General features: G+C 38.8%; 20 protein-coding genes, 5 tRNA genes and 1 riboswitch. Of the genes, 3 read left to right on the forward strand and 22 right to left on the reverse strand.

The window, feature by feature from the left end; translation table 11 throughout:
- Positions 1-17: 17 nt before the first annotated feature.
- From LREU_RS07810 to adhP, 7 genes are all read right to left on the reverse strand, one after another.
- Positions 18-1,193, reverse strand: coding sequence for a DUF998 domain-containing protein (locus LREU_RS07810; RefSeq protein ID WP_003668792.1), 1,176 nt, complete (start codon positions 1,191-1,193; stop codon positions 18-20).
- A 69-nt stretch (positions 1,194-1,262) separates the two neighbouring features.
- Positions 1,263-4,898, reverse strand: coding sequence for a DNA-directed RNA polymerase subunit beta' (gene rpoC / locus LREU_RS07815; RefSeq protein ID WP_003668793.1), 3,636 nt, complete (start codon positions 4,896-4,898; stop codon positions 1,263-1,265).
- 43 nt (positions 4,899-4,941) lie between these two features.
- Positions 4,942-8,559, reverse strand: coding sequence for a DNA-directed RNA polymerase subunit beta (gene rpoB / locus LREU_RS07820; RefSeq protein ID WP_003668794.1), 3,618 nt, complete (start codon positions 8,557-8,559; stop codon positions 4,942-4,944).
- Positions 8,560-8,786: 227 nt separating this feature from the next.
- Positions 8,787-9,389: a TetR/AcrR family transcriptional regulator gene (locus LREU_RS07825; protein WP_003664584.1), complete on the reverse strand. Its 603-nt coding sequence runs from the start codon at positions 9,387-9,389 to the stop codon at positions 8,787-8,789.
- A gap of 285 nt (positions 9,390-9,674) precedes the next feature.
- Positions 9,675-12,167: an ATP-dependent Clp protease ATP-binding subunit gene (locus tag LREU_RS07830; RefSeq protein WP_003668795.1), complete on the reverse strand. Its 2,493-nt coding sequence runs from the start codon at positions 12,165-12,167 to the stop codon at positions 9,675-9,677.
- 14 nt (positions 12,168-12,181) lie between these two features.
- Positions 12,182-12,649, reverse strand: a complete 468-nt coding sequence (locus LREU_RS07835) for a CtsR family transcriptional regulator (protein ID WP_003664589.1) — start codon at positions 12,647-12,649, stop codon at positions 12,182-12,184.
- A gap of 173 nt (positions 12,650-12,822) precedes the next feature.
- Positions 12,823-13,851: an alcohol dehydrogenase AdhP gene (gene adhP, locus LREU_RS07840; RefSeq protein ID WP_003668796.1), complete on the reverse strand. Its 1,029-nt coding sequence runs from the start codon at positions 13,849-13,851 to the stop codon at positions 12,823-12,825.
- A 394-nt stretch (positions 13,852-14,245) separates the two neighbouring features.
- Between adhP and LREU_RS07845 the strand changes: the two genes are divergently transcribed.
- Positions 14,246-15,067 carry an alpha/beta hydrolase gene (locus LREU_RS07845; protein WP_003668797.1) on the forward strand — a complete coding sequence of 274 codons (822 nt, stop codon included), beginning with the start codon at positions 14,246-14,248 and terminating at the stop codon, positions 15,065-15,067.
- A gap of 149 nt (positions 15,068-15,216) precedes the next feature.
- Here the strand turns inward: LREU_RS07845 and LREU_RS07850 are convergent.
- The 6 genes from LREU_RS07850 to LREU_RS07875 form a co-directional block, all read right to left on the reverse strand.
- Positions 15,217-15,290, reverse strand: a tRNA-Pro gene (locus LREU_RS07850).
- A gap of 45 nt (positions 15,291-15,335) precedes the next feature.
- Positions 15,336-15,409: transfer RNA gene (locus LREU_RS07855), tRNA-Arg, on the reverse strand.
- Between the two features lie 5 nt (positions 15,410-15,414).
- Positions 15,415-15,486 (reverse strand) — tRNA-Gly (locus LREU_RS07860).
- A 90-nt stretch (positions 15,487-15,576) separates the two neighbouring features.
- Positions 15,577-15,659, reverse strand: a tRNA-Leu gene (locus LREU_RS07865).
- Between the two features lie 7 nt (positions 15,660-15,666).
- A tRNA-Val gene (locus LREU_RS07870) sits at positions 15,667-15,739 on the reverse strand.
- Between the two features lie 65 nt (positions 15,740-15,804).
- Entirely contained in the window at positions 15,805-16,446 is a 642-nt protein-coding gene (locus LREU_RS07875) for a deoxynucleoside kinase (protein WP_003668798.1), read from the reverse strand.
- A gap of 259 nt (positions 16,447-16,705) precedes the next feature.
- Here LREU_RS07875 and tnpA point away from each other — a divergent pair, with 259 nt between their 5' ends.
- A complete protein-coding gene (gene tnpA / locus LREU_RS07880) occupies positions 16,706-17,164 on the forward strand; it encodes an IS200/IS605 family transposase (protein WP_003664118.1) in 459 nt (152 codons plus the stop codon).
- Between the two features lie 150 nt (positions 17,165-17,314).
- Here tnpA and LREU_RS07885 read toward each other — a convergent pair whose 3' ends face one another.
- The 7 genes from LREU_RS07885 to LREU_RS07915 all read right to left on the reverse strand — a co-directional run bounded on the left by LREU_RS07885 (position 17,315) and on the right by LREU_RS07915 (position 22,756).
- On the reverse strand, positions 17,315-18,790 hold the full coding sequence (locus LREU_RS07885) for an amino acid permease (RefSeq protein ID WP_003668799.1): 1,476 nt from the start codon (positions 18,788-18,790) through the stop codon (positions 17,315-17,317).
- Positions 18,791-18,917: 127 nt separating this feature from the next.
- Positions 18,918-19,092: riboswitch (Lysine riboswitch) on the reverse strand.
- A gap of 37 nt (positions 19,093-19,129) precedes the next feature.
- Positions 19,130-19,585 (reverse strand): GNAT family N-acetyltransferase, encoded by a 456-nt coding sequence (locus tag LREU_RS07890; RefSeq protein ID WP_003668802.1) that lies wholly within the window; start codon positions 19,583-19,585, stop codon positions 19,130-19,132.
- Positions 19,586-19,655: 70 nt separating this feature from the next.
- Positions 19,656-20,330, reverse strand: a complete 675-nt coding sequence (locus LREU_RS07895; RefSeq protein WP_003668803.1) for a phosphatase PAP2 family protein — start codon at positions 20,328-20,330, stop codon at positions 19,656-19,658.
- A 55-nt stretch (positions 20,331-20,385) separates the two neighbouring features.
- Positions 20,386-20,859: a threonine/serine exporter family protein gene (locus LREU_RS07900; RefSeq protein ID WP_003668805.1), complete on the reverse strand. Its 474-nt coding sequence runs from the start codon at positions 20,857-20,859 to the stop codon at positions 20,386-20,388.
- A gap of 11 nt (positions 20,860-20,870) precedes the next feature.
- Positions 20,871-21,626, reverse strand: coding sequence for a threonine/serine exporter family protein (locus tag LREU_RS07905; RefSeq protein WP_003668806.1), 756 nt, complete (start codon positions 21,624-21,626; stop codon positions 20,871-20,873).
- A gap of 108 nt (positions 21,627-21,734) precedes the next feature.
- Positions 21,735-21,935, reverse strand: coding sequence for a cold-shock protein (locus tag LREU_RS07910; protein WP_003664604.1), 201 nt, complete (start codon positions 21,933-21,935; stop codon positions 21,735-21,737).
- Between the two features lie 146 nt (positions 21,936-22,081).
- A complete protein-coding gene (locus LREU_RS07915; RefSeq protein WP_003668809.1) occupies positions 22,082-22,756 on the reverse strand; it encodes a metal-dependent transcriptional regulator in 675 nt (224 codons plus the stop codon).
- Between the two features lie 182 nt (positions 22,757-22,938).
- Here LREU_RS07915 and LREU_RS07920 point away from each other — a divergent pair, with 182 nt between their 5' ends.
- Positions 22,939-23,859 carry a cation diffusion facilitator family transporter gene (locus LREU_RS07920; protein WP_003668810.1) on the forward strand — a complete coding sequence of 307 codons (921 nt, stop codon included), beginning with the start codon at positions 22,939-22,941 and terminating at the stop codon, positions 23,857-23,859.
- Between the two features lie 65 nt (positions 23,860-23,924).
- Here the strand turns inward: LREU_RS07920 and LREU_RS07925 are convergent, their stop codons facing one another.
- The gene (locus LREU_RS07925; protein WP_003668812.1) at positions 23,925-24,617 is read right to left on the reverse strand and encodes a VIT1/CCC1 transporter family protein; all 693 of its coding nucleotides are present in this window, start codon (positions 24,615-24,617) and stop codon (positions 23,925-23,927) included.
- Between the two features lie 14 nt (positions 24,618-24,631).
- Complete coding sequence (locus tag LREU_RS07930) at positions 24,632-25,315, reverse strand: VIT1/CCC1 transporter family protein (protein WP_003668814.1); 684 nt, start codon at positions 25,313-25,315, stop codon at positions 24,632-24,634.
- Between the last annotated feature and the right edge of the window lie 3 nt (positions 25,316-25,318).

Genomic DNA, 25,318 nt, shown 5'->3' on the forward strand with positions numbered 1-25,318 from the left:
CTAGTCTTTTACAATGTTTAATTAGTATCATCTTTTACCGGTTTGAGTTTTACTACAAATAAGTTTTGCCCAAATTGAGCGAGATTTTCAATATTTTGTAGTAATAAAAGCAACCAAGAAAAGGCCAAGCCAAATTCAAACAATTCGAATGCTGTTAAGGAAAGATAGTTCGTTAACTTAAAAACAATATATTCGATACTCATTACGGCTCCAATCGTATAAGAAATCACCAAAAATTGTTTAGTAACTTCAGGTAGAACCCACCTAATAACTACAATCAGAATTAGCATAATATAAACAAGCCACATTGAAATTCGGTCATGTAAAACATGAAATTCTGGATTATTGGGAAAAAGACCAATAGAAGCGATACAGATAGCTAACATAATTAACAGCCACCGCAATACTTGAATTTTATAACCGTGATACCGACGTTGAATATTTACAAATAAGTAATCAACTAAAGCAATCATTAACAATCCGGTAAAAATCAAAGTTATATTAAATTGCAGACTTGTGGAATTTTTCGCTGTTCCTAAAAAACTGAAATTATAACGCCACCAGTCTCGTTTAGAATTCGTCAACATCGAAAAAAGCATTCCACCAATAATCATTATTGTTAATAAATTGGTGATAACTCCTGATGATAATGTTAACGCTAAATTAATCATAATATAGTTTATCGCCGCAATAATTACAAATATAAAAGCAGTTGCGGTATAAATATCAAACCGCGCATCCTTAAACATCTGACCGAACAGCCAAAAAATTGCCGATAGCGAAAATGTAATGATTAGGCCGCATGCAATCGTAATTGTTGGCAAACTCCGCCAATGAAAATCCTTGCTAGGCCCTTTTCCGAGAATTTTAGTAATAATAAAAGTTATCAAAAACGATAGAATTCCACTACATACTCCTAAGATTAATGCACCATTAGCAATGGAATAATCATCACCTGTTATCGGGACCGTGTTAATTTTTCTAGCGCTAAAAAAAGCTAAAAATATTGCAGCTAAAATAATTGAAGGAATCACATACCAGAAAATGTTAATTTTAGGTAGTTGATCACTCACATTTATTGGACGGATGTTAATTTGTTTATGATTAACACTAAGAGAGAGCTCTTCGTTCATAGAGAAGTCTGTCTTTTTAAATGCTGAGTCAGGAATTTCTATCTGATATTTTTTTGCCAAGTAATCACCTCATTTTAAACTAAAAAGGCAATGGCCCTTTCACAGGTTAACCATTGCCTTTTTTATAAATTAGTTTTGCTTATCTTCTTCTTTTAACTTAGCCTCAATATCTTTAATTGAGTAAGCAGCTACACTAACTTCTTTTGGCTTGATATTCCGGTAAGCACTCATACCAGTACCTGCAGGAATAATCTTACCAATAATAACATTTTCTTTCAATCCAACTAATGGATCGTTCTTACCACGAATAGCAGCATCAGTTAATACACGTGTAGTTTCTTGGAATGAAGCAGCTGACAAGAAACTGTTTGTCTCTAAGGCAGCCTTAGTAATACCAAGAATAACAGGACGAGCTGTTGCAGGAATATTACCAGCAACTAAGGTATCCTTGTTAGCGTCACGGAATTGACTAATATCCATTAATTGACCCGGTAGAAGGTCGGTATCACCTGGATCCATGACACGAACTTTCCGCATCATTTGACGAATCATAATTTCAACGTGCTTATCTAACAAGTCAATACCCTGCATCCGGTAAACACCTTGAACTTGCGATAAGAGGTAAGTTTCAGTAGAAAGAACATCACGAACTTGGATTAATTCCTTAGGATCAATCGAACCTTCATTTAGTGGTGCCCCACGGTGAATAAAATCACCTTCAGCAACTTTCATCCGTGCTGTAATTGGAAGAGTGTAAGTTCGGGTATCAGTCTCACCCTTAATCGTAATATCCTTCGTCCGTTCAGCAGGGTTTTCTTCGATAGACACAACTTCACCAGTAACCTCTGTAATTGTTGCACGACCTTTAGGATTACGTGCTTCAACAATTTCTTGGATACGTGGAAGACCTTGAGTAATATCATCGTTACCAGCAACCCCACCAGTGTGGAAGTTACGAAGAGTTAACTGAGTACCTGGTTCACCAATTGATTGAGCGGCAACAGTTCCGACGGCTTCACCAGCTTCTACACGGTCACCAGTAGCTGCGTTTCGTCCATAACAACGTTCACATACACCATGTTCAGTGTTACAAGTAAATGCTGAACGAATAGTTACTTTCTTTACGCCGGCATCAACAATCTTTTGAGCCATTTCTTCGTCAATAAGGACATTCTTACCAACAATCTTTTCACCAGTTTTAGGATCAAAGACAGACTTCATAGTGTAACGACCCATGATTCGATCATAAAGCGGTTCAATCATTTCGTTACCGTTTGTAATAGCAGTAACTTCAAGTCCGCGATCAGTACCACAGTCTTTTTCACGAACAACCACATCTTGCGCAACATCAACAAGACGACGAGTTAAGTAACCTGAGTTGGCAGTCTTCAAGGCTGTATCAGTCATACCTTTACGAGCACCGTGTGATGAAATAAACATTTCCAACACTGAAAGTCCTTCATAGAAGTTTGACTTAACAGGCAATTCCATAATCTTACCGTTTGGTGATGCCATCAATCCACGCATTCCAGCTAACTGAGTAAAGTTTGAAATGTTACCCCGCGCACCAGAGTCGGACATCATGTTAATTGGGTTATGGATATCCATGTGTTCAATTAACTTGTTTTGAACCTCATCCTTAGCATCGTTCCATGCACCGATTACTCGTTCATAACGTTCGTCGTCTGTAATTAAACCACGACGGAATTGCTTAGTAATTAAAGTAACTTGCTTTTGTGCCTTATCAAGAATTTCTGGTTTTTCTGGTAAATCATGAATATCAGACATGGCAGTAGTTAAACCAGAAATAGTTGATTCGTAGTAACCTAAGTCCTTAATACGGTCTAAGAATTGGGACGTCTTTGTAACTTTGTAACGCTTATATACTTCAGCGATCAAGTCAGATAGGAAGCCCTTCTTAAATGGTGGAACTAATGGTGCATTTTCAAGGTATTCATGGATATCTTGACCAGGTTCAAGGAAGAAACGATCGTCAACACCATTTTGAATATTTGCATCTGTTGGTTCGTTAATGTAAGCAAAATCTTTTGGCATAATTCGGTTGAAAAGAAGCTTACCAACAGTTGTCACCATGATCTTGCCTCGTTGGTCATCAGTGAATGGCTTTTCAGGGAATGCAGATACTTGAACTCCAACACGGGTTTGTAATGAAACATAGTCATTGCGGTAAGCAAGTTCAGCTTCATCAGTATCCTTGAAGATCATTCCTTCACCTTCACGACCCTTATCTTCAGTAGTCATGTAGTAGTTACCAATAACCATATCCTGTGATGGTGAAACAATAGGTTCTCCGTCACGAGGACTAAGAATATGGTGAGCAGCAAGCATTAACAAACGGGCTTCCGCTTGAGCTTCATCAGATAATGGAACGTGAATAGCCATCTGGTCCCCATCAAAGTCAGCGTTATATGCTGAACATACTAATGGGTGAAGACGCATTGACTTACCAGAAACCAAGATTGGTTCAAACGCTTGGATACCTAACCGGTGAAGAGTAGGGGCCCGGTTCAATAGAACTGGGTGTTCCTTAATAACGTCTTCCAATACATCAAAGACATCATCATCACTGCGATCAATCTTACGCTTAGCAGATTTAACGTTAGCGGAAAGACCACGCTTTACCAATTCATGCATAATAAATGGCTTAAATAATTCAAGTGCCATTGGAACTGGTAATCCCATTTGGTTCAACTTCAATGATGGACCAACATCAATAACGGAACGGCCAGAGTAGTCAACACGCTTACCAAGCAAGTTTTGACGGAAACGTCCTTGCTTACCTTTAAGTAAGTGAGAAAGTGACTTCAATGGACGGTTACCTGGTCCAGCTACTGGACGTCCGCGGCGACCATTATCGATTAATGCATCAACAGCTTCTTGAAGCATCCGTTTTTCATTTTGAACAATAATTCCAGGTGCTTGTAATTTAAGAAGTCGCTTCAACCGGTTATTACGGTTAATAACCCGCCGATATAAATCGTTCAAATCGGAGGTAGCAAAACGTCCCCCTTCAAGTTGAACCATTGGCCGCAAGTCAGGTGGCATAACTGGAATTACATCCATAACCATCCATTCAGGCTTATTTCCTGACTTAATGAAAGCTTCAAGAATATCAAGACGACGAATAGCACGAGTCCGTTTTTGACCAGTAGCTTCTTTCAATTCTTCCTTTAATTCAGCAGCTTCCTTTTCTAAGTCAACATCAGCTAAAAGTTTTTGAATAGCAGCAGCTCCCATTTCAGCTTTGAACCGGTCACCATATTCTGCTTTTTTATCACGATATTCAGCTTCAGTTAAAAGTTGTTTCTTTTCAAGTGGAGTATCACCTGGATCAAGAACAACATATGAAGCAAAGTAAATAACTTCTTCAAGCGAACGTGGACTCATATCTAATACAAGCCCCATTCGACTTGGAATTCCTTTAAAGTACCAAATGTGAGATACAGGAGCAGCTAATTCAATGTGCCCCATCCGTTCACGACGAACTTTTGCACTAGTAACCTCAACACCACAACGGTCACAAACACGACCTTTGTAACGGATACGCTTGTACTTTCCACACGCACATTCGTAATCCTTGGTTGGGCCAAAGATTCGTTCGTCAAACAGACCTTGCTTTTCTGGCTTTAATGTCCGGTAGTTAATAGTCTCGGGCTTTTTAACTTCCCCATATGACCAACTACGGATCTTATCTGGAGATGCCAGACCGATCTGCATACTTTCAAATTTATTGACATCAATCAAAGGATGTTCCTCCTTCTTTCAGTAAACCGTAGCAACCTAAATATTAATTTTGATTAGTTTTGTCATCGGTAGTTGTTGAAGTTGCTTCAGACTTGTTTTCTTCTTCGTTCTTCTTATCGTCTGCTTTATGTTCTTCTGCATATTTAGCTAATGCATCAACATTTACAACTTCATCATCATCTTCGTCCATGTTCTTTAACTGAATTTCCTTGTTGTTACCATCAAGAACCTTCATATCAAGACCTAATGCTTGTAATTCCTTAACAAGAACACGGAATGATTCTGGAACACCTGGCTTAGGAATTGGTTGACCATTGATGATTGCATCATAAGTCCGAACACGACCAACAGTATCATCTGACTTGTAAGTAAGGATTTCTTGAAGAGTGTAGGCAGCACCATAAGCTTCAAGAGCCCAAACTTCCATTTCACCGAAACGCTGTCCACCAAATTGTGCCTTACCACCTAATGGCTGTTGAGTAACAAGTGAGTATGGACCAGTTGAACGAGCGTGAATCTTATCATCAACCATGTGAGCTAACTTAAGATAGTGCATTGAACCAACAGCAATTCGGTTTTCAAATGGTTCACCGGTACGACCGTCATAAAGAATTGTCTTACCGTCTTCTGGGAATCCAGATTCACGAACAGCATCCCAAACATCTTTATCAGATGCACCATCGAATACTGGAGTAGCCATATGAATTCCAAGACGACGAGCAGCCATTCCTAGGTGCAATTCAAGAAGCTGACCAATGTTCATACGACTTGGCACACCCATCGGACTAAGCATAATATCAATAGGAGTTCCATCTGGCATGTATGGCATATCTTCTTCTGGCACAACGATAGAAACAGTACCCTTGTTACCATGACGTCCAGACATCTTATCCCCAACTTGGATCTTCCGCTTTTGTGCAATGTAAACACGAACCATTGTATTTACACCTGGTGATAATTCATCCCCATTTTCACGAGTGAAGACTTTAACATCTTGGATGATTCCACCACCACCATGAGGAACACGTAATGAAGTATCACGAACTTCACGTGACTTTTCACCAAAGATAGCGTGAAGAAGACGTTCTTCGGCAGATAATTCAGTCATTCCCTTTGGAGTAACCTTACCTACTAAAATATCTCCATCATGAACTTCGGCACCGACACGAACAATCCCGTTTTCATCAAGATCCTTCAAAGCATCGTCACCAACGTTTGGAATTTCCCGCGTCATTTCTTCAGGTCCAAGCTTGGTTTCACGTGCTTCAGATTCGTATGATTCGATGTGGATAGAAGTATAAACATCGTCTTTAACTAATCGTTCATTAATGGCGATGGCATCTTCGAAGTTGTATCCTTGCCAAGTCATAAAGGCGATTAATGGGTTTTGACCAAGAGCTAATTCACCTTGTTCCATTGATGGACCATCAGCTAATACGTCATCAGCATCAACATGTTCGCCAACCTTAACAATTGGACGTTGGTTGTAGTTCTTACCACCGTTTGAACGACGGAACTTCATTAACTTGTAAGTATCAAGTGTTCCATCTTCTTCACGAACCCGTACTTCACGAGCATCCACATATTCAACCGTTCCTGGCTTCTTAGCAATCATTGCAACCCCAGAGTCATGGGCAGCCTTGTAGTCAATACCAGTACTTACTAATGGTGCATGAGGATTGATCAAAGGAACAGCTTGCCGTTGCATGTTAGCACCCATCAAAGCACGGTTAGAGTCATCGTTTTCAAGGAATGGGATACATGCAGAGGCAACAGAAACAACTTGCTTAGGAGAAACATCCATGTAATCAATGTTTTCAACACTGGTTTCGATGTAATCATCCTTATCACGAGCCATTACTTGATCGTCAACAAATGAACCATCATCATTTAATGGCGTGTTAGCCTGAGCAATGATGAAGTTATCTTCTTCGTCAGCAGTTAAGTAATCAATCTTGTCAGTTACCTTGTGATCCTTCCAGGAAACACGACGGTATGGAGTTTCGATAAATCCATATTTATTTACCCTTGCGTAAGATGAAAGACTGTTAATAAGACCAATGTTAGGACCTTCTGGTGTTTCAATAGGGCACATCCGGCCATAGTGAGTATAGTGAACGTCCCGCACTTCATATCCGGCCCGGTCACGAGTCAAACCACCAGGACCAAGCGCTGAAAGACGACGCTTATGAGTTAATTCACCTAATGGGTTGGTTTGATCCATGAACTGGGAAAGTTGGGATGAACCAAAGAATTCTTTAATAGAAGCAACCACTGGACGAATATTAATTAATTGCTGTGGGGTAACAGTGTCAGGATCTTGAATTGACATCCGTTCACGAACAACCCGTTCCATCCGTGCAAGACCAATCCGGAATTGGTTTTGAAGTAGTTCACCAACTGAACGAATACGACGGTTACCTAAGTGGTCGATATCGTCTGTGCTACCAATACCTTCTTGTAAGTTAAAGAAGTAGTTTAAGGAAGCAAGAATATCAGCTGGTTCAATGTGCTTGTATTCTAATGGGATATGACCGTTACCAATAATAGGTACAACTCGATCAGGATCATTCTTAGAATATACTAAAATCTTTTGTAACTTAACTGGTTCAGTTACAACCGCTTCATCTGATGGAGTGTAAGTAATAGTCTTAAAGTCATCACGGTCTAAGTAAGGTTCAAGCTTATTAAGCAATTCCTTGGTTACCGTATCACCCTTTTGTGCTAATACTTCACCAGTATCAGGATCTGCTAAAGTTTCAGCTAAAGTTTGTCCAAGTAAACGGTACTTAAGCATCAACTTCTTGTTTGTCTTGTAACGACCAACTGGTGCCATATCATAACGCTTTGGATCAAAGAAACGAGCTGTTAATAAGCTCCGTGCTGAATCAGCAGTCTTTGGTTCACCAGGACGAAGCCGTTCATAAATGTCCTTTAAGGCTTCTTCAACCCGAGAATCTTCAGCGTTCTTGTGAACATCTTTATCCAAGGTTAATGATAATGTCTCACTATCGCCACCGAACATGTCGATAATTTCATCGTCAGATCCAAAGCCCAATGCACGAATCAATTCAGTCATTGGCAACTTACGGGTCCGGTCGATTCGAACATATGAAACATTCTTAGCATCAGTTTCGTATTCTAACCATGCACCACGGTTTGGAATAAAGGTAGCACCGTAGTTTGGCCGACCATTTTTATCATTTTCTTCACTATAGTAGACACCCGGTGAACGAACTAATTGTGAAACAATAACCCGTTCGGCACCATTAATAATGAATGTACCTTGGTCAGTCATTAGTGGGAAGTCACCAAAGAATACATCTTGAGACTTAATCTCACCAGTTTCATGGTTAGTTAACCGTAACGTAACATGAAGTGGTGCTGAGTAATTAGCATCGTGTTCACGAGCTTCGTCAACAGTATACTTAGGTTCTAAAAGTTGATAGTCAACGAATTCCAAAGAAAGCTTTCCTTGAAAATCATCAATTGGCATAATATCATCAAACATTTCCCGTAAACCTTTTTCCATAAACCAATTGTAAGAATCGGTTTGGATTTCAATAAGGTTTGGCAATTCGAGAACTTCTTTAATTCGCGAGTAGCTACGACGGGTACGGTGTTTACCGTATTTAACTAAATGTCCAGCCAAACTGTTCACCTCTCTAATTTATTCCGCGAGCTCATTTAAATGTTACAATTTGATTACAATTTGCCTAAAATACGACTTTTGGGCAAAAAAAATCCAAAAACAGTTCAACGACTGTCTTTGGCTTTTATGCAGAATCTGATGGACAATAGATCACCAGGTTCAAATGAACTCACAATTACATACTACTAAAGTATACAAGTTCTATTAAATTTTGTCAACAATTATTTTTATATTTTTTAATTTTTTCCGCCCCAATTTGATAAACCGTTAATAATGCAGTCTAGGATTAATTGGTCACGTTGTTCTGGTGTAATTGAATGACCACCAATTAATTGCGAAGTGCCAAAAATTGGAGTTAGTCCTGCAATAAATAATTCAGCAGCTTCTTTAGGAAGAATATCAGGACGCAACCCTACATCTGGTTGACGGAAGAATGCTGCAATCGGTTCTAGATAATCCATTGTAAAAATCATATTAAGCTTTTGCTGTGCACTTTTCGATAATAAGCGCATTGCTTGATTGTATTGGTCATAAATACTTAATGGATGATGTTTTTTTAATGCCTTAGTGATTTGCCATAATTGTTCATTCGGTGACAAATCATGTTTACGCATTACTTTATTAATATCTTGGCGAACTTTTCCACATAAATTTGTCATTACATCCAGATATAAAACCTCTTTATCGCTGAAGTGGTGGTATAAAGCCGGTTGAGTAATTCCAATCTGTTTGGCAATATCCCGTGTTGAAGTTTCACCAAATCCCTTTTGTAAAAATAATTTTGTAGCGGTTTTTAAGATTGCTTGTCTTGTCTTTTCTAATTGTTCCGCTCGCTTCATTTATTGTTCATCCCCTATTTTTAATCATTAATTATCTGATAAACACATTATAAGACTATAACTTATCTTTTGACAACCGTTTTAGAAAAATAATCATCAAATGTGATAAATGAATGCAATTTGGTAGCTTTTTCTTCTATTATCATTAGAGAACAAAAGTTACAATTATAGCGTTTTTATAATACATAAAACTCAAATATTCAGTTTGTGTATTTCAAATTTAACAAAGCTAGAATGCAAAAACGGTAAATTACTCTGCATTTTCAGAATAATTTACCGTTTCTTTTATTTATTCAATTTTAATTCAACAGCTTTATCTTCATCCGGCTTCTTTACTTTAAAAGTAATTTTACCTTGATGCGCACCTACTGTTACGTCATCCCCCACATTGATTTCACCACTAAGCAGTCCAGTACTCAAATCATCCTCAACATGATCTTGTAAAGCACGACGAAGCGGACGAGCTCCATAAGCGGGATTGTAACCAAGCTTTGCGATCACATCAATTGCAGCAGGCGTAACTTTCAAGTTAATACCTTGCTCGCTTACCCGCTTATTTAAATCATTAACCATGAGTTTAACAATTTGATGAAGTTCTTTCTTTTGTAATGAATGGAAGATAATCGTTTCATCAATCCGATTAAGAAATTCTGGGCGGAAGTATAACCTCATTTGTTGCTTAATCGCCGCCGCCATCGCATTATAGTCTTGTGACATATCTTTTGCCCCAAAACCAACCTCTTTCTCATCCTGAAGCTGAGTTGCTCCAAGGTTAGAAGTCATAATAATAATGGTATTTCTAAAATCAACGCGCCGACCTTTTGCATCAGTTAAGTAACCATCATCTAAAACTTGAAGTAATAAATTAAATACATCCGGATGTGCCTTTTCAGCTTCATCTAATAAGACAACTGAGTATGGATGTTGCCGTACTTTTTCAGTTAATTGGCCACCCTCGTCATAGCCGACATATCCTGGAGCAGCACCAATCAAGCGACTAGTACTATATTTTTCCATATATTCTGACATATCAATCCGGATCATATTATCTTCCGAGCCAAACATTGCAGCGGATAATGCCTTGGCAAGCTCTGTTTTTCCTACCCCAGTCGGTCCTAAAAACATAAAGGAACCAATCGGCCGACTAGGATCCTTAAGCCCGCTTCGTGCACGCCGAATTGCCTTAGCGACTACGGTAACTGCTTCATCTTGACCAATTACTCGTTGGTGCAGAACCTTTTCCAAGTTAACCAATCGTTCACTCTCGCTCTTCTTCAATTGAGTTAAAGGAACTCCTGTCCATTCAGCAACAACTTGTGCAATGTTTTCACCAGTTACTTTCAATTTATAGTTATGAGAATCCTTTTGTTGAGTACGTTGCTTTTTGCGATCAATCTTATCTTTTAGTGCTAATTCTTGTTGACGAAGAGTAGCCGCACGATCAAAGTCTTGATTATCAATTGCTTCTTCTTTTTGGGTTCGCAAATCTTCTAACTGACTTTCTAATGAAGGCTGATGATTTTTCTTATCTTCAGCATCAATCCGAACCATAGCTGCCGATTCATCAATAAGATCAATTGCTTTATCCGGCAAGAAACGATCTGAAATATAACGATCCGACAATTTAACCGCTTCTTCCAACGCTTCATCAGTAATCTTAGCATGGTGGTGTTCCTCATACTTCGGTCGTAGTCCTCGCAGGATTTGCAGGGTTTGGTCAGTAGTTGGCTCATCAACTTGAACAGTAGCAAAGCGTCGTTCAAGTGCTGCATCAGATTCTATATATTTCTGATATTCGTCAAGGGTAGTAGCACCAATTGTTTGCAACTCGCCTCGCGCTAAGGCCGGTTTCAAAATATTGGAAGCATCAATTGCACCTTCAGCGCCACCAGCACCAATTAAGGTATGGAGTTCATCAATAAAAAGAATCACATGCCCGTCGTTTTGAATCTCATCAATCACTTTCTTAAGGCGATCTTCAAATTCTCCTCGATACTTGGTACCCGCAACTAATGATCCCATATCAAGCATCATCAAACGTTTATTAGCCAATTCAGCTGGAACCTTACCATCAACCATCCGCTGAGCAAGCCCTTCAGCAATCGCCGTCTTCCCTACACCAGGTTCGCCGATCAGCACAGGATTGTTCTTGGTACGACGACTAAGAATCTGCTCCACACGTTTAACTTCCTTATTTCGACCAATTACAGGATCAAGCTGGCCATTCCGAGCAAGTTCTGTCATATCACGAGCTAGTTTATCCAATGTTGGTGTACCAGTTTGCTGAATCCGTCGACGAGATGATTGACGATTAGGATTGCGTTGCTGACTATCAGCAATCCCTAACCGCCGTAAAATTACTTTTCTCATCTGTCGTGGCACAACATCTAGACTATATAAAATCCGTGAAGATAGGACACTTTCATCAGCGATTAAGGCTAATAATAAGTGTTCAGTGCCAATCTTCAATGCATGCATTTGTTGGGCTTCTCGACCAGCTAACGATAATACTTGCTTTGCTTTTGGTGAGTATGGGAGATAATCTGAAGCTCCCAGATTTTCCATCGTTCCATAGCCAATTAAGCGTTCAATTTCTTCACGAATATCATCGTTTGTAATAGAAAATTGTTCAAATATTTTATTAGCAATCCCATCTTTATCCATTGAGAGGGCAAGCAGAAGGTGTTCAGTCCCTACTGCTTGGTGTTTAAAGTATTTTGCTTGTTCTTGTGCAATTGCTAGAACATGCTTTGCACTTGGCGTGAACATATTATCCATGTACAATCCCCCTTTTAACTTTCATAGCGAAGTCGATTCAAGAATGATACTAATATCCGGGCGCGAAGTTGATCTTCAACCTTACTATCATTAACTGCTAATGCTTGTTTAGATAATGCAACAAGCATAAGGTCTCCTTCACGTCTCGTAATCACGTCTTCTTCATATAACGTTCGAACAATATCAAAAGCATCACGTTCACGAACCGAGTCGCCAATTGCTTGAATAAGTGAGTTTAGCACATTTACGTCATCAAGTAAATTAACTCGCTCGATTCGAATGTATCCGCCGCCTCCACGCTTACTCTTTACTAAATAACCATTTTGAATGGTAAACCTCGTTTTAATAACATAATTAATTTGTGACGGTACCACATCAAACTGGTTGGCAATCTCAGAACGACGAATTTCGACCTGAGCTGAGTCACCAAGTATTTCTTTTAAGTATGCTTCGATAATATCTGAAATACTTTTATTCTCCATTATATCACCTCGGCTCTTTTGACTAATCTTGACCATTATTTTAACACACTTTTAGAGTCGGCGCCTACTTGTATGATCATTCAGTTACACATTTAAGAAAATAATAAAGACTAGCGAAGCATTCAAGCGCAACACTAGTCTTTTAGAGAATTAAATATGAACTACTTTTTTAATTAGTCGTTATCGTTGTGAACAAAATCAACAACATTCCGACCAACAACCTTGTTATCCTTAAGTTCTTGGATCATATCATTAATTTCGCTTAACTTACGAGTCTTAACAATTGGGTGAACCTTACCTTCTGCACCAAATTGGAAACATTCAGCTAAGTCTTGACGGGTACCAACTAATGAACCAGCAACAATGATACCATCAAGAACAGTCTTAGCAATGTTAAGCTTCATGTCACCTTGTGGAAGCGCAACGGCAACAAGCTTACCATCTGGGCGAAGTGAATCAACTGCTTGGTCGAATGCAGAGGCAGAAACAGCTGTTACTACAGCAGCGTGAACACCGCCAACCTTTTCTTGAATTTGCTTATCAACATCACCGTCATGACGGTTAATTAAAATTTCAGCACCATTCTTCTTAGCGGCTTCAAGCTTATCAGGATTACCATCAACAGCGATAACATGAGCACCAAATACGTTGTGAGCAAGTTGAATACCCAAGTTACCTAAACCACCAGCACCAACGATTGATACCCATTGACCTGGCTTGATGTCAGCAACCTTTAATGCCTTGTACATCGTAACACCAGCACAAGTTAATGAAGTAGCTTCAACAGGATCAAGACCTTCTGGAACCTTAACAGCGTAGTCAGCTGGTACGATACATTGTTCAGCCATTGCACCGTCAGCAGTGTAACCCGCATTAAGAACGTTCCGACAAAGAGTTTCACGACCAGTTAAACAATATTCACAGTGTCCACAGCCCTTGAAGAACCATGCAATTGATACACGGTCGCCAACTTTCAAGGAAGTAACGCCAGGGGCAACCTTAGATACACGACCAACCCCTTCGTGACCGATAATACGACCGGGCTTCTTACCAAAGTCCCCAGCAGCAACGTGTAGATCAGTGTGACAAAGACCACAATATTCCATGTCAACTAAAGCTTCACCGGGCTTCAAATCCCGAAGTTGAACATCTTTAACAGTAACAAAACCGTCTACTGGATCATTAATAACAGCAGCTTTCATAAGGTAAGATCTCCTTTATTAATAAACAAATTACTTTTTTACAATGCTTATAGTACCATAAGTCCTAGACAAATTTAAAGTGAAAATTTGCACATTTACCGAAATAAATAATTTTGTTTTTTTATTAAAGTACTGATATAACAATAATAAAGTCCAGTAAATCAATTCTATTCATATTGTATAGTAAATCACTTACTAATTATCACTAAAACTTTACTGTTACAATTTTAGACGCTCCCTATTAATATGGATGTTATAATTTAATCAATTAGACAAAGGAGTGAGTAGCTAAGTGAAAATGTAAAGCGGCAACATATTCGTTACAATAATCAATCGTTATGGAACGGCAATTGCTGCTGATATCTACACCCCTAAGAATCTAGAAGAAGACAAATTGTTACCAGCCATCGTAATCGGGGTACCTTATGGAAGCACAAAGGAACAGGCAGCAGCAATTTATGCAAATACGTTTGCTCAATTAGGTTTTGTTACCCTTGCATTTGATCAAGTATACATGGGCGAATCAGCTGGCGAACCTCGTCATGTTGCTTCTCCAGACTTATATGCGGAATCTGTTAGTGCCGCAGTTGATTATCTAAGTACAAAAGCAAAGCATGTCAATCGCGAACAAATAAGTGTTATCGGTATCAGTGGAGGGGCAGGCTTTGCTCTTAGCGCTGCGGCTGTTGATACACGAATTAAATCTGTTGTAACAATTTCAATGTATGATATGACAGATATTCGTGAGATGGCTAATCTTGCTCCTGAACAATTATTCCAGCTTAAAGATCAATTATCAAAGCAACGGTGGGACGATTTTGAAAATGGGCAGCCTGACTATCACCCTTCCTTCCCAGAAGAACCATATGATAGTATTGACAATTTACCAAATCATGATGAATTAACAAATGAGTGGCTTCGTTTTTACGCTCTTAAACGTGGCTTCCATCCCAATGCACGTGGAACTGCAACAACCACTTCTAATTTAGCAATGCTTGAATTTTCTGCGTTAGACTATATTAAAGAAATTTCACCACGACCAATCCTATTTGTTTATGGAGACAATGCTCATTCCCGCTCTTACTCTGAGAGAGCTTATTACCTTGCTAACCAACCAAAGCAAAGATTGATCGTAGAAGACTGCGAGCATATTGATCTGTATGATAATATGGAAAAAATTCCAGTAAATCAAATTGCAAAGTTTATAAAGGATTAGTTTCAACGCATAATCAAACGACAAATGCCAATCAGCGCCTCAATTATGGAGCACTGGTTGGCATTTTTCTTTTAAATGTTTTCGGAAATTAATAATAAAAAAACTGCTATCTCTTCTACTATAGAAATGATAACAGTCTTTTTAACTTATCGGAATTACAAGATTTGAACTTGCGACCTCTGCGTCCCGAACGCAGCGCTCTACCAAGCTGAGCTAAATTCCGAAAAAATAAGCGTAACAGTTAAACTGTCACGCTTACTATAATTAGTGCACCCAGAAGGAGTCGAACCTTCAACCTTCTGATTCGTAGTCAGACACTCTATCCAATTGCGCTATGGGTGCATATAAGCGGAAGACGGGATTCGAACCCGCGACCCCCACCATGGCAAGGTGATGTTCTACCACTGAACTACTTCCGCATGTCTCTGATAAGTTATTCCCTATCAACGATTATTAATATTACACGAAAATCTCATCAATGTCAACAAGAATTTTCAAAAAATATTAAATGCGGATGAAGGGACTTGAACCCTTACATCAAAATGATACAAGATCCTAAATCTTGCGCGTCTGCCAATTCCGCCACATCCGCAAATTAATGGAGGATACAGGGCTCGAACCTGTGACCCCCTGCTTGTAAGGCAGATGCTCTCCCAACTGAGCTAATCCTCCATAAATAGGCTTGCTATATAAATCAGCCTATTCAATATATCATCTATATGATCTTTTGTCAAATCCTATTTAAGATTTAATTCAATTAATTTTTCATCAATCATGGCTAAGACCTTCTTAGCAGCAGCCGGATCTTCAACAAAATCATATTTATCACCATCAATAACCATCTTAGGACTTTCATTATAATCCTCATACCATTGAACATAACGCTCGTTTAAGTTTTTATAATATGAATATAAGGAAGGATCATTAGCAATTTGTTCAAATGAACGTCCCCGCTTCTTAATCCGTTCAAGCATTGTCTCAAACGAAACCCTAATTGTAATTAAAAGGTTGGGGGCTTTTTGGTGTGGTTGCTCTGGTAATTCTTCCATCATGTTACCTAATAATGAAGAATAAATATTTGACTCTGTTTCCGTAGCTCGACCCATATCCGCGTTTAACTTGAATAATAAGGCATCTTCAAAAATTGAACGATCCAAAACATTTAAATCATTCGAGTATGAATCTTTAATCTCATCAAGTCGCTTGTTTAAAAAGTAAATCTGTAATAAGAAACCATATTTTTTAGGATCTTTATAAAAAAGCGGCAAAATTTTATTATCGTCAACAGATTCATAGAAGGCTTGGCTATTAAGATGGTCTGCCAATAACTTTGTCAAACTGGTCTTTCCTGCACCGATTGTCCCGGCTAAAGCAATCATTAGTTATTTCCCCCTGTTTCAAATTCAAAAAGTAACGAAAACAATTCTAACATTTAAAATAAAAAGGAGCGAGTATTTTCTCGTTCCCTTTTTATTAATGTCTTTAGACCTAGTTGAGTGCGCGAGCAGAGCGAGTGCACGAAACAAAAAACCACCTGCTATGCGGGTGGGCGATAAAAATTATATAAAAAAGGCCTCTTTTGCCTTAAGATGTAGGTGTTCAAGCCAAAGTCAATAAGGGAAAAGAGGTTATATAAATATGGCTAATAAATTAAATAGCTTAGCCCATACGAAGTGGTTATGTAAGTATCACATCGTATTCATACCAAAGTATAGACGTAAAGCGATCTTCAATCAATACCGAAGAGACCTGAGAGATTATATTCGTTTGTTGTGCAAATATAAGGGAGTAGAAATAATTGAAGGTCATATGATGCCAGATCATGTGCACTTGTTAGTAAGTATTCCGCCGAAACTAAGTGTCTCGCAGTTTATGGGATACTTAAAAGGGAAAAGTGCATTAATGATGTTTGATCGACATGCAAACTTAAAATACAAATATGGGAACCGACATTTTTGGGCTGAAGGCTACTATGTGAGTACAGTTGGATTAAATGAATCCACGATAAAGAAGTATATCCGAGATCAAGAGAAACATGATATAGCAATGGATAAGCTAACAAGTGTGGAATATTCGGACCCTTTTAAGGGTAAGTGAGGTAGTATAAACACCGCTTAAAGCGGTGGCAAAGTAGTCAGAGCATTTTGGCTTGAGCAAAGCGAAAGCCAGCGCCTTGAGACGCCGGCTTTTATTATCGGCTTATAGCCGATGTGCAAACCACCCGTTTGACGGGTGGTTATGATTTTATTAATCATCTTCCGGTTCGTACGATTCACCCTTTGTTCGCCGTGATAAATCAACCTTATCAAGCGGAATCAAGTGCGTCTTGTAACGAATCTTGTAGTAGAAGAAAAGAATTAAGAATAATGGAATTCCCATGTAAGTAATTAAAATGTTTTGCCAATCCATTTTTACAAAAGCATCAATGTTTTGACCACAAATAACGACAATACATAGAGCAAGCGCGAATACTGGACCAAATGGGAACCCTGTTGCATGATACTTCAATTCAGACAGTGTATGTCCTTGCTTAAGAAATGCTTTCCTAAAGCGGTAGTGGGAAATTGCAATTCCTAACCATGCAATAAATCCACATAATCCAGATGCACCAATTAAGTAGTTATAAGCTTTGGGACCAATGAATTGAGTTGCATAGGCTGCTAATGAGACAACCATCGTTCCCAGCAAAGCATAAATCGGAATACCACGCCGGTTTACATAACCAAAAATCCGCCATGCATATCCTTCACGCGCTTGTGAATAAAGCATCCGGGTTGAGGCATATAAACCAGAGTTAGCAGCAGAAATGACGGCAGTTAAGATAACCGCATTCATTGCACTAGCTGCAAAGGCTAATCCCGCCCGCTTAAACACAATTGTAAATGGACTCATTGTAATGTTTGAAACATCTTGATTCAATAAGTTCTTATCTGTATAAGGCAGGATACAAGCAATAACAAAAATAGCAAAAATATAAAAAAGTAAAATTCGCCAGAAAGTTGAATGAATTGCCTTGGAGACAGACTTTTCTGGTGTAGCGGCTTCACCAGCAGTAATTCCAACTAATTCTGTTCCTTGGAATGAGAAACCAGCAACCAAGAAAACGCTAATAATCGCTGGCACTCCCCCAACAAACGGTGCTTGCTTGTAGTGGAAGTTGCTTAACCCAACAGGCTTACCGCCCATAATTCCAAAAATAATTGCAACACCAACAATTAAAAATACGATAACAGTGACCACTTTGATTAAAGCAAGCCAAAATTCGGTTTCACCATAAGATCGTACCGATAAATAATTGATTAAGAAAATTAGCGCCATCACTGTTACACTAAAAATCCAGCCTGGAACATTGGGAAGCCAATAATTCATTACAATTCCCGCAGTTGTAACATCAACGGGAATTGTAATTGCCCAGTTAAACCAATAATTCCAACCAAGAGCAAATCCGAGCGCTGGATCAACAAATTTCGTCGAATAAGCTGAAAACGACCCAGTCAATGGCATATATGTTGCCATTTCACCTAGACTCGTCATTAGGAAATAAACCATAATTCCCATAATTCCATATGCAACCAATGCTCCACCAGGTCCCGCAGTTGAAATAGCGGATCCACTGGCAATAAAAAGTCCAGTACCGATTGTTCCACCAAGAGCAATCATGGACAAGTGACGCGTCTGTAATGTCCGTTCCATATGACCCGTCGACTTAGATTCATCTGCCATAAATATATTTCCTCCAAATTTGTGTGTCTTAACGTCAACATTTTCGAAGAGGATAAATTAAAAGGGTCTTCTGATCGGTAACCCTACCAGAAGACCCAACTTAATACCTATAATTAATCGTTGAATCAATTTAGGAAGCGCCCCGCAATTATTGCGACAGTCTATAGCCTATTATGACTATAGCCCAACACCTACCAGAAATAAGCTAAGTAGTGTTTCGGCATATTTCCCTTTCACTAATACTCCGGTGCTTATTCACCTAATATCAGTTACTAATAAAATATGCAACCTCTTCATCGAATGAAATTATACCCCACTCAAATAAAAATGCAAGCCCGATTATTTAATAATGCGTTGCCATAAATCGTCCTTGTCATAAACAAAGCCACATTTAATAAGCACTCGCTGGGAACGATAATTACTTTGTTTGCATTCCGCATGAATCGTAATTTTAGATGGCAAAATAGAAATAAATTTTTGAAGTGCAGCTGTCATTATGCCTTTATTCCATTGGTCTTGCTGCAAAAGATAGCCTAATTCATAATGATGAGCAATTCTTTTTCCTTCATCCCCATACCAAGGGCTTAATACAACCATTCCCACTACATCCCCATTTAGTTTCACTACCATAACATGATTCTGGTGAACAAATATCTTAATAGCTTGCACACGATTTTCTCTTTGAAGAGGTAAAAATAATCCCACTGCTCGTGTTAAATTTTCATCGTCTAATAATTTAACTATTGCTCCTAAATTGTTATTATCTTTTGCTGATTCAATTATAATTTCACACATTTTTCTCCTATTTCCCGGGAAATAAAAAGAGGAGCAACCAAATAAGATTGCCCTTCATCAATTCCAATTATTAAATTTCAACACTACGAAAGAACGGAATTCGTTGTAATCGTGGTGCCCAAGCGACATAGAGCCATTCAGCTACTTGTAACCATGCATAAGCTAATAACATTGCACCAATAGTATCAAATGGCCAGTGAGCATAAAGATATACCCGTGATACCGCCAGGAAGAAAACTGCAAATATTAATAAGATTTGCAAAATTGTGCGAACAGATGCTTTTTGAATAAGCGGAATTACTATTAAGAATAAAATTGCTACTACCAAGAAGAATCCTAAAGTGTGCCCACTAGGAAAACTATAGCCATCATCTGCCGCTAAGTGTTGTGCAGGACGGACCCGCTTAACGATGTGTTTAATGATTGTTCCAAGCACATCTCCACCAAAAATTGTTCCTAGTGACCACAAAGCTGGAATGCGATAACCTTTCAGCCATAAAACACCTGCAATAATAAATACCCATACTAAATCTAAGACCGGTTTAGCTAAAAATGAAAGTAAGCTCATCAAAGCATGGAACCAACCAATGTCTTCCAGACGCTGACTAGTAAATAATGACTGCAAAACAGCATCAATCATTGTTAGCACTGACGAATTAAACATAATTAATAGCATCAATGCAAGAAAGAAACCACCGCTTAAGGCAAAACGCCACCAACGATGATCATCACGTTCAATAAACATAATCAAGGATTCTCCTAACTTAAATTAATTAATCAAAAATGAGTATACCACAGTGTCAAAAATTCCATCGTGATTTTTTGATTAAATATTTATGAAGATAGTTCAAAACACGATTTAAAAGTTCCCCTAACCCAAAGCCAAGCGTAATTGCCCCAACAATTACAACTACCTGATAGAAATAAACAGTAACAAGGTGGTAATTACCAATAGCAAAATTACGAACCATTTTATAAGCCTGTCCTCCCGGCACGAATGGAACTAGCGCAGGCACATTAAAAACAATAATTGGCATTCGTTTTCGACGAGCAGCTGCCTGACTCAATACCGAAATTAAGATTGCAGCAACTAAATTACTAAACGCAAGGCCAATTCCACTGCAATAATACATTATCCAATAGATTACCCATACGCCTCCGCCAATCATCCCCGCAGTATTGTAGGCACGTTTAGGAATGTTTAAGAGGATCCCAAAACAAACTGTCGAAACATAGCATAAGAAAAATTGTAATAATAGGGTACTCCAATTCATCTCCTACCCTCCTAATTAAAGTGCAAAACAATTACTATCGCGCTACCAATCGAAACGGCAGTTAGGATCGCCTCAATCCCTCTTGTGGGTCCGCTGATTAAATTTCCTGAAACTAAATCCCGCGCCGCATTAGTTAAGGGCACTCCAGGAACCAGAGGCATAACTGCGCCAATAATAATATCATTAATATTATTAGCGAGGTGCATCTTAACAAAGATCACCGCTAAAATACCTATAATCAAGGAAGAACAAAACTCTCCTAAATACTGAATCTTAAATTTTCGTAAGAGATATGAAAACGCAGCATAGCCTATCCCACCGGCAAGGAAGCCGGCCCAAGAATCAGAAACATTGCCTGTAAAGACAATCATCAATGCGCCACTTAAAATTGCAGCGGCAAATGATTCGTACCAATTTTGCCATCTTGGCATCTTTTGGCGATCAATCTTTTTTAATTTAGCAAATGCTTGTGGAACATCAATTTTGCGCCGTGCTAGTTCACGAGAAACTTCATTTACCTCCGCAATTTTACTTAAATTATTTTTTCGATGACGAATAGTAATTACTTGAGCATGGGGATCATTAATTGTTCCGACTACAATTCCGGTCACAGTTGTAAATGCCTGAAAGTCATGTAAGCCAGCACTTTGGGCCATTCGAGATAAGGTATCGTTAACTCGTTCCATATTTGAGCCGTTTTCAATTAAAAGTCTCCCAGCCAGTAAACAAGTTTTAAGTGCGAGTGCTTGTCGTCGTTTTGTTAACATCTTTTCGCCTTCTCTGTTCAAAGATATTTATTATTATCCTCCGTTTAGATAGGGAGCTCAATACTAAAAAAACGACCGGAAAAATCCAGTCGCTTTTTAGTTTAGTATTTAGTCTTTAACGACATTTGCTGCTTGAAGGCCACGTTCACCTTCCTCAACATCAAATGTAACATGTTGACCTTCACTTAATGACTTAAAGCCATCCCCTTGAATAGCAGAAAAATGAACAAATACATCATCGCCACTTTCACGCGTAATGAAGCCATAGCCCTTATCGTCATTAAACCATTTAACAGTTCCTTGTTCCATATTGGAAATCCTCCTGTGCATTAAGCACTAATATAATTTGTAATTCGTCTCAGGTGAAGAGATCCATTTGCAATGAAACAATCGAACCAACCGCACTTAAAAAAACTACAAAAACCATTGTATCACATAAGCAATCATTTACATAATTAATCTTTATTTTCTTGAGCTGTGTCCGGTTCAATAAAAATATTATGTGATGCCTTATATGAAACATTAATTTCTTGGTCGTTATTTTCTTTTTGAATCACAATTGGTCCTTCAAAAGGCTCATGGCGAATTACAGTAACTTGTTCTTGAGGTCGTAATCCTAACTCTTCTAAGTAAGTGAGAAGTTCATGATTATCTAAGAATCGTTCTAGTTCAACTTTTTCCCCATCATCAGCATCTGCCAATAAACGATGCGTTACATCTGGAAACTTGCCATTAGCTGATGGAATTACTCCACCATGCGGACAATGATCAGGGTGTTGAAGAAAAGAATCTAAGGCCGTTGCTAGGCGATCACTTGTCTGATGTTCAAGAATTTCCGCTTCTGAATGAACATCTGCAAAATTATAGTGAAGCTTATCTACTAAAAATGTTTCCCATAAACGATGCTTCCGAACTAATTCCGCAGCATACTTTTGTCCTTTTTCCGTTAAAGAAATACCGGCATATGGTTCATGAACAACCAGCCCTTCGTCAGCCAACTTAGAAATCATCTCGGTTACTGATCCAGCGGCAATTCCTAGTCCAAGGGAAATCTCTTTATTAGAAACTTTTTTATGACTACCACCTAATTCAAAAATAATTTTTAGATAGTCTTCCTTCATTGGAGTCAAATTGTTTCACCTCTGGGTATTAAAATTTGGCCTACGATCGGTCATTGTGTGTTTTTATATATTAACATTGAACCCAAATTGATTATAGCATATTATTAAAAGTGTAGTTTGGAAAGCCTAACTTTTTTGTTATAAGCTTTTTACAAACCCGCAATCGATCTTTACGGAGGAGTAGGTAAATCATGGACGAAAAAGTAACAGGGAAACGCTTTTTAGCAGTTCCCCTCCTAAATGTATTAATTACAATTGTTGAAATTCTTGGAGGTATTCTCTCTGGAAGTTTAGCCTTACTATCAGACGCTTTTCATAACTTGGGAGATTCGCTTTCCATTGTACTAGGCTATTTTGCCCAGCATATTGGGGGACAGCCAGAGAATCGGCAACGAACTTATGGCTACCGGCGAGCTGAAATCCTCTCAGCATTAACTAATAGTATTTTCCTGATTGTTATCTCTGTCTTCTTAATTATTGAAGCTATCAAACGGTTAGAGCATCCTCAGCATATTAACGGGGGCATTATGTTAACCGTGGCCGTGATTGGTCTTCTTGCAAACTTTATTTCCGCAGCCCTTTTACATGCTGGTAGCGAAGACAGCTTAAATGTTAAAGCAACTTATCTCCATATTCTAAGTGATGCACTTTCATCAGTTGCCGTTATCATTGGAGGAATCATTCTTACCTTTGTTAATGTTCCATGGCTTGATCCCGCCTTGACAATTGGGGTTGCCCTCTATATTGCTTATGAGGCTTGGCCAATTATTAATCAAACCATTAAAATTCTCATGCAGTCCTCCCCAGATCTTGATTATAATTCCATCGAAAATGATTTAAAGCAAATCGACGGAGTTACGGCAGTTCATCACGTCCATGCATGGATGATGGATGAACACCGAATCATTTTCTCTGCCCATCTTAATTGTGATGACTTGCCACTAAGCCAGGTTGAGCGAATCTATAGTCAAGTAGAAAAAATCTTGTATGAAAAATATGGGATCTGTCACGTTACTATTCAAGCAGAATATCACCGTGGGAAAGATGAAAAATTATTCAACACTCCTGTTGATGAAAAGAACGTTATTAATAACGATTTCAAAGAGGACTAAAATTAAAAGGAAGCAAAAAGTTGAGCGAAAACTCAGCCTCTTGCTTCCTATTTTTTTTACATCGATTAAAATAATTTTCCGACTCCATAGTGAATCGTAATCGTAATCAAACCAATAATAATATTTCGAATAACTGCAATTTTTACAAGCCCGTTCCCGAGTTTAGAACTGATATAACCGGTTAGAGCGCTCGTAAAAGCAACCGCTAAAATCACGGCATACCACTTATATGCTTCGGGAGCAAAAGTCATCGCCATCAACGGAATCAAGCCTCCAGCAGCTGCTGAAAAAAGAGAAGAAAATGCCGCATCCCAAGGGTTAAGATAGTGACCAAGCTCAATATCATACTTAATCCGAACAACCGTCTCAAGGGGCTTTTTATTAAGGAGGTCTTTAGCAATTTTGATTGATGTTTCAGGGGTAACTCCTTTATTTACATAATAGTCTTTTACTGCCGCAAGTTCCCCTTCATAATCGATTTTTAAGAGCCGCTCTTCTTTAGCAACGGCCGCTTTTTCCGTATCCTTTTGAGTAGATACAGAGGCATATTCGCCAGAAGCCATTGAAAATGCACAGGCAAGCAAATCAGATAAGCCAGCAATGAAGATAGTAAAACGGTCACTTGTCGCTGCTGCTACCGATACCAAAACACCGACAACAGTCAGAATGCCATCATTTGAACCTAGTACCCCTGCTCGTAACGTATTCAGTTTTTCTTCCATTGTTTGCTTCTGATGTTTTTTCACCTTAATACTCATTTAATCTCATCTCCCTACCGCGCAAATAATTGTCCAATCAGGTATGTAACTCCCATTGTTAACAATCCAGCAACTGCATTTCTGATCATTGACTTAATTCGGTTAGATTTTCCTAAAACTGCCGCAAAATAACCAGTAATTAACAAGGCAATCAGAACTGCAATTGCGGTTGCTAAAATTCGAACGTTTGTGGGGGAAACGGTAACCGCCACCATCGGTAAAATTGAACCGGTTGGAAAAGATATAAAGGAAGCAATCGCCGCAGCATATGGGCTTGTAAACTCATTGGGATTAAAGCCATAGCGCTCTTGAACAGTTGTCCCTAAAGCATCTTTTTCCATTAATTCTTTCGTCGCTTGTTTAGCTAGTTGCGAATCGATGTCTTGAGCTTCATATTTCTTTTGAACATAGTCAAATTCATGCTGGTATTGATTTTGAAGGCGTTGCTTTTCACTAATCAATGCCATTTTTTGCGAGTCCTTTTGGGTTGAAACCGAGACATACTCCCCCATACACATTGAAATCATCCCGGCAAGTGTTCCCGACAAACCTGCAATTAAGATAGAACGGGCATTACTCGTTGCCGCTGCCACCCCGATAACAATTCCGGCAATTGAAATAATCCCATCATTAGCCCCCATCACACTTGCACGCAGAACGTTTACCTTTTGTGCTAGTGACATCTTTTTCTTGGACACATT

Origin of the sequence: Limosilactobacillus reuteri subsp. reuteri, from assembly GCF_000016825.1 — a bacterium.
Classification (GTDB): domain Bacteria; phylum Bacillota; class Bacilli; order Lactobacillales; family Lactobacillaceae; genus Limosilactobacillus; species Limosilactobacillus reuteri.

Coding starts and splice junctions, on each gene's coding strand:
- LREU_RS07825 (WP_003664584.1), bottom strand. CDS start 9,389: ATGAAGCGAGCGGAACAATTAGAAAAGACAAGACAAGCAATCTTAAAA.
- LREU_RS07830 (WP_003668795.1), bottom strand. CDS start 12,167: ATGGATAATATGTTCACGCCAAGTGCAAAGCATGTTCTAGCAATTGCA.
- LREU_RS07835 (WP_003664589.1), bottom strand. CDS start 12,649: ATGGAGAATAAAAGTATTTCAGATATTATCGAAGCATACTTAAAAGAA.
- adhP (WP_003668796.1), bottom strand. CDS start 13,851: ATGAAAGCTGCTGTTATTAATGATCCAGTAGACGGTTTTGTTACTGTT.
- LREU_RS07875 (WP_003668798.1), bottom strand. CDS start 16,446: ATGATTGCTTTAGCCGGGACAATCGGTGCAGGAAAGACCAGTTTGACA.
- tnpA (WP_003664118.1), top strand. CDS start 16,706: ATGGCTAATAAATTAAATAGCTTAGCCCATACGAAGTGGTTATGTAAG.
- LREU_RS07885 (WP_003668799.1), bottom strand. CDS start 18,790: ATGGCAGATGAATCTAAGTCGACGGGTCATATGGAACGGACATTACAG.
- LREU_RS07890 (WP_003668802.1), bottom strand. CDS start 19,585: ATGTGTGAAATTATAATTGAATCAGCAAAAGATAATAACAATTTAGGA.
- LREU_RS07895 (WP_003668803.1), bottom strand. CDS start 20,330: ATGTTTATTGAACGTGATGATCATCGTTGGTGGCGTTTTGCCTTAAGC.
- LREU_RS07900 (WP_003668805.1), bottom strand. CDS start 20,859: ATGAATTGGAGTACCCTATTATTACAATTTTTCTTATGCTATGTTTCG.
- LREU_RS07905 (WP_003668806.1), bottom strand. CDS start 21,626: ATGTTAACAAAACGACGACAAGCACTCGCACTTAAAACTTGTTTACTG.
- LREU_RS07910 (WP_003664604.1), bottom strand. CDS start 21,935: ATGGAACAAGGAACTGTTAAATGGTTTAATGACGATAAGGGCTATGGC.
- LREU_RS07920 (WP_003668810.1), top strand. CDS start 22,939: ATGGACGAAAAAGTAACAGGGAAACGCTTTTTAGCAGTTCCCCTCCTA.
- LREU_RS07925 (WP_003668812.1), bottom strand. CDS start 24,617: ATGAGTATTAAGGTGAAAAAACATCAGAAGCAAACAATGGAAGAAAAA.